Genomic DNA, 11,363 nt, shown 5'->3' with positions numbered 1-11,363 from the left:
AGCGAATTCAATTTCTTACATTTCTGTAAAAATAAAACGTGCGCTGAAAGAAACGAAGCCCAAAATCGGCTACGTTTTATATACGAGGACGTTGTGCATAATATATACATCGATAATTAACTATGTCACGAATCTTAATTGATATTAGCATTCTTTTGAATATTCTTGGATTCGGGCAAGGTTTGTTTTTGTCAATTACATTATGGCGCACTAAAAAGAGAAGACCTGAAAATATTTACTTGATTTATCTACTTATTGGTATTTCCATTATTATACTTAATTCTGTATTTCGTTTTTCGAATTATATAAATGAACTCGGAGGTTTTGAGGAAATATCCAATTCCTTCTTACTTATTATTGCTCCTAGTGCGTTTATATTTACCCAATTCAAAACAGGTCGTGCCCATCAACATTCTAAACAATTGATTCATTTTGTGCCTCTATTTATTTATTTAGGTTTCAATTTGATATACTTGGCCTCTACTAATTTATCACAATCTATCAAAGATACAGTAGATTTGATTTTCTACCTTATATTCAATATTCAGTTTATTATTTACTTTGGGCTTTCATTATATAGGATAGGAACCATAAAACCTCTCCCAAATACTATCAAATGGCTGCGTATTGCAATTTGGTTAATTATGATTCCTTGGATAATTCAATTATGTTTTTTAATTTTTGAGCAAGCTTTTGGTGGAAATTTATCAGATCTTTTTAAACTTAATCTAGCCTTATTATTTGGAGTCTGTGCTTTTTTCTTAAGTTATGTGCATACTTCTGCAGGAACTGGTTTTTCAAAAGGAGAAAAATATGAAGGCTCCAAAATTAGTGCAGAGGAATTAAAAAGAAATCTAAATCTTATTAAAAAGACAATAACAACCGAAAATCTTTATCTGGATAAAGACATATCACTTATCAAAATCTCTAATATAACTCCCTTAACTCCACGTGATATATCGCAATCTATCAACTTGGGTCTGAAAGAAAGTTTTGTTGATTTCATCAATAACTATCGAGTAGATGCATTTAAGTTGGCCATTAAAAAAGAGTCTTCAAAAAATTATACAATGATAGGGATTGCGGAAAATTGTGGATTCAAATCTAGTTCTGCATTTTATGCTGCTTTTAAAAAATCTACAGGAATAACACCTAAGCAATATAAAGACGGTGTAAATTCAAGCTTATAATCTTCATTTTATTTTATAGTTTTCTCCTAAAACCTGTTTCAGGAGAAACCCAGGGATAATCTACGCCCACTTTTAAAATACTCATCTTATGTTTGTCCAAACTAAAAAATAATAATGATGAAAACAATTAAAAACAAAGTACTAATTTCAATATCACGATTATCAAAGCTGCTTATGATATCTATGATAATAAGTCCAACATTAGTGGCATGTCAAAGCGATGATTCAATTGAAACTTTAATACAGCCAGAGCCATTTATATTAACTACTAACTCAGGAAATTTAATTACTATGAACGGTCTTTGGTCAACTGGATGTGTTGAAGCAAATAATGATACCATTTTGAGTGAGACTCTATCTTTTAATAACGAAAACCTTCAAATCAATATTACTGGTTTTGATGATTTGCCATGTAATGGAAATGCGAATTTCTATGAAACAGTAGCTATTACTTTTAGTAATGCCGGAACAATATCAGTAACTTTTAATGGCGCTCAAGTATTAGTTAACCAAATATATGGAACTGCAACATACAACGATGGTCGGGTTGAGGATTTTAAGCAAATTTTCTTTATAGACGATAGTAGCAACGAAACATATATGCATCATGCTGTTACCCAAAGTGATGGAGGACAAGTTAATGATGAAGGGTACCCTATAGATATTATTCCAATATCAATAATTAAAACAAACTAAAAATAAGATGAGCAAAAGTAGACTGTACTTATTACTTGCTATCGTTGGTTTTATAGCTCCTAATATACTAGTGTTTATGGAATCAATTGAAACAAGAAATATTCTTCTTTACTCTAATCCATTAGCAACTATAGAAGGAATGTTTGCCAATCGAATCTCAACAATATTCATGATAGACTTGTTTTTTACTGTAGTGGTGTTTTTTATATGGACCTATTTGGATGGAAAAAAGTATGGAAATAAAAATTTAGAGCAAGTTTGGTTCCTGACATTACTATTGGGACTCGCTGGTGGTTTTCCTTTTTATTTATATCTGAAAGAAAAAGCTCTTGTAGCAACAGACAGACGAAAATGTGAAAACTAAAGAAACAACAAGTAATTAAACCAAAACATTTAATTATTGAACAGTTATTAAACTTAAAAAAATAATATCATGACTATAAAAAAATCAACAATTTACATTTCTATTTGCGCCTGTATGCTTTGTCTTACTGGTTGTGAGAAAGATGAAGTTCCTAGTAATTATTTGGATTATCAAACTATTGCTGAATTAGAGTTGCCTTTTAATGATGCTTGGTTTGTGGTCTGGGGGGGGGATAATTTAAATGATAACCACCATGCCTCACTTGTTGACCAAAGATTTGCTATTGATGTAGTGCAAATTGAAAATGGTTCTACTTTCATGGGAAATGGAACGCAAAATGAGGATTATTTCTGTTATGGGGATCCTCTTTATGCTCCCGAATCTGGCCAAATAGTAGAGATGGAAAACTCTGTTTCAGAAAATGTTCCAGGAGAAACCAATACAAATCAACTTTTTGGAAATTATGTGATTATCGACCATGGGAATGAAGAGTATTCAGTTTTAGCGCACTTTATGAAAAACTCAATTAATTTCAACACTGGAGATTTCGTTACTAAAGGACAATTAATTGGTTTGACTGGTAATAGTGGTAACTCAACTGAACCACATTTACATTATCATCTTCAAAATAAACCTTCAATTGGAGATGGAGAAGGGTTGCCTGCTCAATTTCGAAATTACTATGCAAATGATACTTTTATATCAATTGGAGAACCATTAAAAAACCAAACTATTAGAACTAACTAGTCAGTCAAAACCTCTTGTAATATTGCGTAAGTTATATCCTAGAATATGCAAAAGAGTAATACATGTTAACTGTTATACATAATTTAGGAATAATGAAAAATCAAAATAATTTAGTATTAATTTTAGTAATTGCAATAATTAGTTTTCAAACTACAATTGCTCAATATGACTTGAACGAAAACCTTAATAAAATAATAGAAAAATCCTTAAATGAGCTAATAGGAATTCCTGGGTTGTCCCTTGCAATTGTAAAAAATGACACTATTGTTCTTTTAAAAAGCTTTGGCTATTCTGATGTTGAAAACAAAATAAAGGCAAATACTAAAACACCTTATTACATTGCATCAACCACAAAATCCTTTACAGGTACCTTAGCTCAAATATTACATGATGAAGGTGTAATTGATTTAGATTTGCCTATAACTGGTTATAAACCTATTAAAGATTTTAAAAATAAAGAATTATTTAGAAATATAACAATACGAAATTTACTTACTCACACATCAGGAATCAGTAATGGTTATCTAGTATGGAGAAACGCTACCTCTGGTGAGTACACTCATGACAAACTTGTTGATGTTCTTGAGCATTATACCTCACCACTTGACAATAACAAGTCTTTTAAATATGATAACCTTGGCTACAATATTTTTGACCTCATACTTCAAGAAGAATTTAATTTAGATTGGAAGAAGCTTTTAGATGAAAGGATTTTCACTCCTTTAAAAATGAATAATACTACAGCATTTTACTCTAAAGTAGTAAACAATAAATGGCCTACAGCCAAACCATACTTAACCATTGAAAATGTAAATGCTCCAACAAAGGCAAACTCGAAAAAGGATGAGAAAACCATGCAAGCAGCAGGGGGGTTATATACTTCTATTGAAGATATTACACATTGGTTATTGTTTAACACTAATAAAGGTGTTTTTAATGGAAAGAGAATCTATTCAGAAAAAACTTTAAAACAGACCCATAAAGCATATGCAACCGTGGATAAAATGGGTGTGCTTTTTCAAGAAACTGGTTATGGATTGGGGTGGCATAATGCCTTGTTTCAGGATACAAAGGTATTGTACCATAACGGTGGTTTTATTGGTCATTCAGCAAGAATAGCATTTATGCCTGAAGAAAAAATTGGAATAGCAGTTTTTGTAAATGAATCCTTTTTTGGCGATAATGTTGCTGATTTATTAATCTCTTTTGCCTTTAATTACTTCCTAGGTAAAAATGAAGCTATTGAAACTTATATGGAGGAAATAGAATCGTTAAAAGGAAGAGTTAATCGTATGAGTGAATCATATACCAAATCTATGTCTGAAAGAAAAAATAGATTATCATCACTAACACTGAACTTATCTGAATACGTAGGCAAGTACGAAAATGATGGTTTTGGTACTATTACTATTGATGTTGAGGACAACAAATTAATCATACAAATAGGACTACTAAAGTCTGAAGCTTTTTATGCAATTGATAAAAACACTGTTGAAGTAGAATTTTCAGGGCCAGGAAGTATAACAAAGATGGCTTTTGTTTTAGAAAATTCTCAGATAAAAGGCATTAAGCACAAGGGATTGGAATTTAAGAAACAATAACAAAAAAAAACTATGCACAACAACGTATATAAAAAATAAGGACTTGTTACTTACTTCAGACCTATTCGTATATTTAATCAATTAATATATCTGAAAGGTAAGAACAACAAACCTCCCTTACTTTTCATATACGGAACCGTTGTAAGCAATTTAAGAATGACATTGAAAAGAACTATAACATATTTGCTATCATTTGTTTTGGTGAGTTTATCGTCGACGACTCTCATAGCTCAAACTGACTATAAAGACTTAGGAGTTAAAGTAGATTCAATCTTCCTAGCAAGCCTTGGTGAGCAAACTCCTGGGGCAGCCGTAGCAATTACTTTAAATGGAGATTTAGTTTTATCAAGACAATATGGTATGGCCAATTTGGAACACAAAATTCCAATAACCGAAGAAACCAAATTTCATCTGGTTTCAGCAAGTAAACAGTTTACGGCATATGCAATTTTGAAACTTGAGAATCAAAACCTTCTTTCACTAAATGATAACGTTCATAAATATTTGCCAGAGCTTCATGATTTCGGTATTACAATTGAACAGCTTTTGACACATACATCAGGACTTAGACAGCAGACTTCACTTGAAAGTATGGTTGGATTTTGGGATGGGCAGATATTAGCCCAAGGTAGAGCTCTAGAGCTAATTTACGGACACCAAGAACTCAATTTTAGTCCTGGAAGTAAGTTTAGATATAGTGACTCTGGCTATACATTGCTGGCTGAAATAATCAAACGAGTTACTGACCAACCATTTGACATCTGGATGCAGAATAATGTATTCGGTCCAATTAAAATGAGTAATACCTCCATTGTGACCAACTATAAAAAAATTGTCCCTAATAAGGCGGAGCCATACGATATAAATAGAGATGGTTATAGTAGAGATTCTGGCGGCCTTTGGTGTTTTTATGGAGGTACGGGAGTTTATTCAACAGCTTTTGATCTCTCGAAATGGCTTACATTTTTAGAATATCCTAAAGGAGAGGATTCTATTATCGTGTCTCGTATGGAGGAAAAAGCAACCCTCAATAATGGCCAAACAATATCCTGGGGCCTTGGACTAACCATAAATGAAGGTGTAGGTGGAGAAGAACGTATTTGGCACGCGGGTGACTCCCCAGGTTATCATGCCTGGGTAGGTCGTTATCCAAGTGCAGGTTTGGGTATCGTAATCCTCACAAATTTAAACTCTTTCAATCCCGAGTTTGCTGCCGATGAAATTGCAGAATTGTTTATTCCGAAAATAGAACCTTCCGGCTCCCAGTTTTCTGTACCCTATGATAAATTTGAATCTACAGTGCTTGATGAACTAGTCGGCTGGTATGAAGTAGATTTAGAACCTATATGGTATATAAACCAAGGCTTATGGGAATTCTGGCAAGAAGGGGATAGTCTGTTTTTTGCTCCGGATGCAGGAACTAAAATCGCATTACAAGCAATTTCAGATTCAACCTTCTATATAGAAAATGACCCCGTATTGATTTCTTTCCACCAAAACAAATTGGGGGTTTTCGATGCATTAACTTTAACAGCACCAGAAGGAAAACAAACTGCCCGAAAAATAACCGATGGTTCTTTTAAATTTCAGCCTTCAAAGGCTCAAGAGTTAACAGGCAAATACTACAGTCCTGAACTTAAAATAGAATATGAAATATTTACTTCAGACGAGCAAGTAATGGTTCGACACAATTCGCCGCAAGTTAATAGAAAGTGGAATGATTTTAGTTTACAAGCGATAAATCAAGATTTTATGATGTCTAATAAGTACTTTTTTAAGTACATTCGTTTTGAGCGAAATTCAAAGGGAAAAGTCATAGGATTAAGAGTAACGAGTGGGAATTATCGAATTGAAAACCTTTGGTTTGAGAAAATATAAACTGCTTACAACAATGTATATAAGCCATTAAAACGGCTCATATACAACAACGTTGTGCAAAATGTGGGAAATGAAAAAAATAAAGAACATACTATCTATAATTTTATTCTTTTTTGCTGGAGGAAGTATTATAACTATTGCTACCATTCTGATTAATACCTTTCAATCAAGTGAACTGAATGACTTATCAATAGGATTTGAAATTGGATTCTACATTTTTACGATTTCTATTGGTGCCCTTGGACTTATAAAATATTGGGATTCTGTAGAAGCAAAAAGGAATGAAACTAACTGGACTAAATATAAAATTCTCGATGAAAAGTATAATGATTTTGTTGTTTCAAATAATGAAATAATATCTTCTTTTGAATGGCAACATAAGTTTGACAAAATTGCTGAAGTTTGTCTAAAAGAAAAGAAATACAGGAAATCAATTGAAAAAGGAGAAAAGATTGATTTTAAAAATGAAGATATACAAGTTATTGAACAACTTGATAGATTTCTTGACTTTTTCGAAAACCTATACTACGCAGTTTCAAAAAAAATTCTTGATTACAGCGACCTTCAAATGTTTTTTCATTACCACATTATAACTCTTAATGAATATTATGAGGATAAAGAATATAAATCCTTTAGAAATTATGTTGACAACTATTACTTTAACATTGACAAATTCCTTTCAGAATATAAACAGACTATTGAAAAATAAACACTTTGCACAACAACGTGTATAATTAATTGCTAGAGTGTGTAAGTCCCAATCGGAAAATTCTCTGAATTTTCCTCAGTCCAAAACCTTTTGCTAACTTAGTTGCTAATCGCAACTAATCATACACAAACCGTTACCACACATTAAATGAATTGAAATACACAAAATGAGCAATCCCATAGTTGATTTTCTATCCAAATATATTGATCTCACGCAGGAAGAGACCGACATTGTTACCAATCAGGATATGATGCGATCCTATAAAAAAGGAACCATTTTATTGTCTGAAGGTAAAATAGCAAAGGAGTGCTTCTTTATTCTCCAGGGATGTGTAATGAGTTATTATCTGGTGGATGGTGAATTCAAGGTCACCGAATTCTTTACTGAATCCCAACCCATCACCCCGGTTAGCTATACTACCAAAAAGCCATCCGAGTACTTCCTTGAATGTATGGAAGATTGCATTATCTCCCTCGGCACGCCGGAAAGAAGCGCCGAACTCATGAGCAAGTTGCCCAGGCTGGCCGCTATGGGAGCCAGCATCATGGAAGATCAATTGGCCAATCAGCGTATGAAGTACGACGAGTTCATTAAACTTTCTCCAGAGGACCGCTATCAAAACCTGCAAAAAACTTCTCCGGACCTTCTCAATAGGGTTCCACAATACCTAATCGCAAGTTATCTGGGCATTAAGCCGGAAACACTAAGTCGCATTCGCAAACGACTGTACAGCTAGTAAGTCCTTTTCACATTCCATGCTTCACACGTAGTTGAAGTGCTTTTTTGAATTTATTGACTCAAGTCAATGAACAGGGATTGTCTTAATCCGAGATTTGCATCGTAAAATTTTATTAATCGGTCAAATAATTCATTGTTATGTACCATTTATTCAAAAGTCAATTCTCAAAGAAATCCAGAGTAGCAAAGGTTGCATTCTACGCCATTACTTTCTTATTTGTTTTCCCGATGCTCACTAGTTGTTCCGCCTACAGGATCAATCGATTAAAAAACAAAAGCTACAAAGAGTGGAAGGCCTATCAATGGAATGAAACGAAAAGAAGTTCGGACAAAGACGACTCAGAATGGACAATCTATTCAAGGAAAATAAAAGGGACGAATTTGTTTGAATATAAGATAGAAGGGGCCGTAGCATCCTCTCCGGAAGCATGTATAGCGGCCTTCCGGGAAGATATTTATGATCATTCCGAAGGTCACTTCAGCAAAAAGTATCCAGTTTATGATATCCTGCAGGAGTCGACAGACAGTCTATTGACCTATGTCGTTCATAACGAACCTTTTCCTTTCCGAGATACAGAAATGAAGATCCAGTATGTATTCATTCACGATAAAGACGAAAATAAAGCGGTGGAATGGAATGAAGCTTGGCACGGTAGCTCAGCAACTGGTACTAAAAAGTTGAACAGGGTTAAAACCTTCCGAGGGTCCTGGCAGTTCTCAACGGTCTCTCAGAACAAGAGCAATGCAGTAAACATTGTCCAATTTGATCCTAAGGGTATGCCCAAATGGCTTGTAAAACCTATGGTGACTAAATTCTTACGGAACGGTCTGGACGATATCAGATCAGCAACATCAAAATAAAAAATTAAACTTTAAAATTTTCAATTATGAATAAGCAAATCAAACCTCAAACCCTTTTATCAACCTTATGGATATTCGTGTTACTCAATATGGTATTTAGGGATCTCCATCAATTCGGTAATAAAGGTTTCCTGGAGGAAATGTTGACTGGAGTAGTCAATGGAGTCGAGATCACTGATGAACTCATGCTCATTGGTGGAATTTTAGCCGAAATACCCATCTTAATGGTGCTCCTCTCTAGGATACTAAAGGATAATGCCAATAAATGGGCGAACTTAATCGCTGGCGTAATCACCATAGCAGTATTTGCAACTGCTATCCCATCCGCAGACATTGACGATATTTTTCATATGACGATCGAAGTGGCTGCCATTCTATGGATATTTAATATTGCCTGGAAATTACCATCTCTTAGTAGAAATACAAATCCAATTTCATAAGAACGATGAAGAAAATAGCAACACTTCTGGCAATTACTCTGTTCGCCTTTGTAAGTAAGAGTAATGCACAATCTGTAATTGAAAACATAAATAGCACACTTGAGAACTATATCGACGGTACAGAGAAAGGAGAGCCCGATCGCGTGAGAAAAGCGTTCCATGAGGATTTTCAGCTGTATTTGATCTCTGCCGACACCCTGCGTATTATTTCGGGCTCGCAGTACATCTCCAATATAGAAAAAGGCAGGAAGTACAACCGGAAAGGGCGTGTGGTTTCAATTGACTACGAGAACAATGCCGCAGCTGCTAAAGTGGAGGTTTATTTCCCGGAAACGAATCGGTTGGCAACAGATTATTTACTTCTGCTGAAAACTTTCGATGGTTGGAAAATTTTACATAAGATCATTAACGTCACTGTGAAAGATGAGCAAGATCTAACAGCACTTCCGAGGGAAAATGAAATTCACAACATTGAGAAAACTCTTTTAGACTATATGGAAGGAACAGCAAAAAGTGATTCCGATCGTATTGAAAGCGCATTTTGGGATGGGTTGAATCTCTATTCGGTTAAAGACGGTGCAGTAAGTAAAATTACTCGAGAAAAATACCTGGGTTTCTTCTCAAATGATAAGCAGTACCGCCGGATCGGAAAGATACTCAGCATCGATTATGAAAAGGATGCCGCACTGGCCAAACTGGAGATCAAAATGCCGGAACACGATCGAATCGCTATTGATTATATGTTACTTCTAAAGATCCGGGGAAGCTGGAAGGTCATTCATAAATCATTTACCGATAAGGATTTTAAACTTAACTCCAACTAGTTTCTTGCTATTTGGTAGTTAAATGATCGCCAAAAAAAACCATTGTATCAGTTCATAAATCATTCTAGTATGAAAGCAGTTGTTTGCACAAAATATGGGAGCCCTGAAGTTCTTCAAATCACGGAAATTGAAAAACCGGTTCCAAAAGACAATGAAGTCCTGGTAAAAATACATGCCACCACAGTTACGGCTGCGGATTACCGGGTTAGGAGTTTTGATGTTCCCGCGTCCTTTTGGTTACCGGCCCGAATGGCTCTGGGACTCAAAAAGCCCAGAAAGCCTGTACTCGGTATGGAAATTTCCGGAAAAATTGAAGCCGTTGGGCAAGATGTCAAGACCTTTAAAAAAGGAGAGGAAGTTTTTGCAGCTACACTCTCGTCTTTCGGTGGTTATGCAGAATATATCTGTATAGCTGAAGATGGACCAATTGTCATAAAACCAACTGTCCTTACTTATGAAGAAGCAGCTGCCGTTCCAATTGGGGCACGCACGGCGTTTCACTACCTTAAAAATATTGCAGAAATAAAACCGGGCCAAAAAGTGCTTATATATGGGGCTTCCGGCAGCGTTGGCACGTATGCGGTTCAGTTGGCCAAATACTTCGGTGCGGAAGTCACAGGTGTATGCAGCAACGCTAATTTGGAAATGGTAAAATCCCTCGGAGCCGATAAGGTGATCGATTATACCAAAAGCAATTTTACTGAAGCCTTTGAGACCTATGATATCATCTTTGTAACCGTGGATAAATGTCCTTTTACGGCTTGTAAAAATGTATTACATCAAAATGGTGTATATCTGAATATAGGGCGACCGGTTCCAAGCCTTCAAATGCTCTGGGCTGCAATGACATCCGGGATCAAAGTCGTGGTTGGCAAAAATGCACCTGAAACAGCCGACGCATTGTTCATTCTGAAATGTATCATAGAACAGGGAAGACTAAAACCGATCATCGATCGAAATTATTCTTTAGATCAGATTGTAGAAGCTCATAGATATGTTGATAAAGGACATAAAAAAGGAAATGTAGTAATTTCTATTAAATGATTAACGTGTGGTAACAACGTATATAACACATTGCTAAATTTTGGCTAACTTTAATCGCTCCCCTTTTAATTAACCTCAGTTACGACTGACTCATTTAAAACTATAAATATGGCAACGTGCCATATACAATACCGTTAGCCTTCATTATGACCAACCATTAACCAATGATAAAATTCTTTAGAGGGCCGAACGGCAAGCAAAGGTCTGGTAGACCTTTGATAGTGAGGAGCCAGGCGGTGCGAAGGCCAAAATAATAAAAGATATGATAAAG

The 11,363-nt window shown here is 35.0% G+C and carries 12 protein-coding genes; all 12 read left to right on the top strand.

Translation table 11 applies throughout. The annotated features are described in order from the left end of the window. The first annotated feature begins 122 nt into the window (after positions 1-122). The 12 genes from J1G40_RS18000 (at position 123) to J1G40_RS17945 (ending at position 11,092) form a co-directional block, all read left to right on the top strand. Entirely contained in the window at positions 123-1,190 is a 1,068-nt protein-coding gene (locus J1G40_RS18000) for an AraC family transcriptional regulator (RefSeq protein ID WP_265244056.1), read from the top strand. Positions 1,191-1,304: 114 nt separating this feature from the next. Next, the gene (locus J1G40_RS17995; RefSeq protein WP_265244055.1) at positions 1,305-1,886 is read left to right on the top strand and encodes a hypothetical protein; all 582 of its coding nucleotides are present in this window, start codon (positions 1,305-1,307) and stop codon (positions 1,884-1,886) included. Positions 1,887-1,893: 7 nt separating this feature from the next. Continuing rightward, on the top strand, positions 1,894-2,250 hold the full coding sequence (locus tag J1G40_RS17990; RefSeq protein ID WP_265244054.1) for a DUF2834 domain-containing protein: 357 nt from the start codon (positions 1,894-1,896) through the stop codon (positions 2,248-2,250). A gap of 69 nt (positions 2,251-2,319) precedes the next feature. Further along, the gene (locus J1G40_RS17985) at positions 2,320-2,997 is read left to right on the top strand and encodes a M23 family metallopeptidase (protein ID WP_265244053.1); all 678 of its coding nucleotides are present in this window, start codon (positions 2,320-2,322) and stop codon (positions 2,995-2,997) included. Between the two features lie 62 nt (positions 2,998-3,059). Continuing rightward, positions 3,060-4,598: a serine hydrolase gene (locus J1G40_RS17980; RefSeq protein WP_265244052.1), complete on the top strand. Its 1,539-nt coding sequence runs from the start codon at positions 3,060-3,062 to the stop codon at positions 4,596-4,598. Between the two features lie 156 nt (positions 4,599-4,754). Then, positions 4,755-6,476, top strand: coding sequence for a serine hydrolase domain-containing protein (locus J1G40_RS17975; RefSeq protein ID WP_265244051.1), 1,722 nt, complete (start codon positions 4,755-4,757; stop codon positions 6,474-6,476). Positions 6,477-6,546: 70 nt separating this feature from the next. Further along, positions 6,547-7,185, top strand: coding sequence for a hypothetical protein (locus tag J1G40_RS17970; RefSeq protein ID WP_265244050.1), 639 nt, complete (start codon positions 6,547-6,549; stop codon positions 7,183-7,185). Between the two features lie 166 nt (positions 7,186-7,351). Then, the gene (locus J1G40_RS17965) at positions 7,352-7,921 is read left to right on the top strand and encodes a Crp/Fnr family transcriptional regulator (RefSeq protein ID WP_265244049.1); all 570 of its coding nucleotides are present in this window, start codon (positions 7,352-7,354) and stop codon (positions 7,919-7,921) included. 140 nt (positions 7,922-8,061) lie between these two features. After that, positions 8,062-8,784: a hypothetical protein gene (locus tag J1G40_RS17960; RefSeq protein WP_265244048.1), complete on the top strand. Its 723-nt coding sequence runs from the start codon at positions 8,062-8,064 to the stop codon at positions 8,782-8,784. A gap of 26 nt (positions 8,785-8,810) precedes the next feature. Beyond that, positions 8,811-9,224: a DUF6326 family protein gene (locus J1G40_RS17955; protein WP_265244047.1), complete on the top strand. Its 414-nt coding sequence runs from the start codon at positions 8,811-8,813 to the stop codon at positions 9,222-9,224. A 5-nt stretch (positions 9,225-9,229) separates the two neighbouring features. Next, positions 9,230-10,048, top strand: coding sequence for a nuclear transport factor 2 family protein (locus tag J1G40_RS17950; protein ID WP_265244046.1), 819 nt, complete (start codon positions 9,230-9,232; stop codon positions 10,046-10,048). A gap of 69 nt (positions 10,049-10,117) precedes the next feature. Continuing rightward, positions 10,118-11,092 carry an NAD(P)-dependent alcohol dehydrogenase gene (locus tag J1G40_RS17945; RefSeq protein ID WP_265244045.1) on the top strand — a complete coding sequence of 325 codons (975 nt, stop codon included), beginning with the start codon at positions 10,118-10,120 and terminating at the stop codon, positions 11,090-11,092. Positions 11,093-11,363 lie beyond the last annotated feature (271 nt).

It is taken from the genome of Muriicola sp. Z0-33 (assembly GCF_026126425.1).
Classification (GTDB): Bacteria; Bacteroidota; Bacteroidia; order Flavobacteriales; family Flavobacteriaceae; genus JAFMPW01.
Note: the sequence above shows the minus strand (reverse complement) of the source record. Positions and strands in the feature narration are given on the sequence as shown.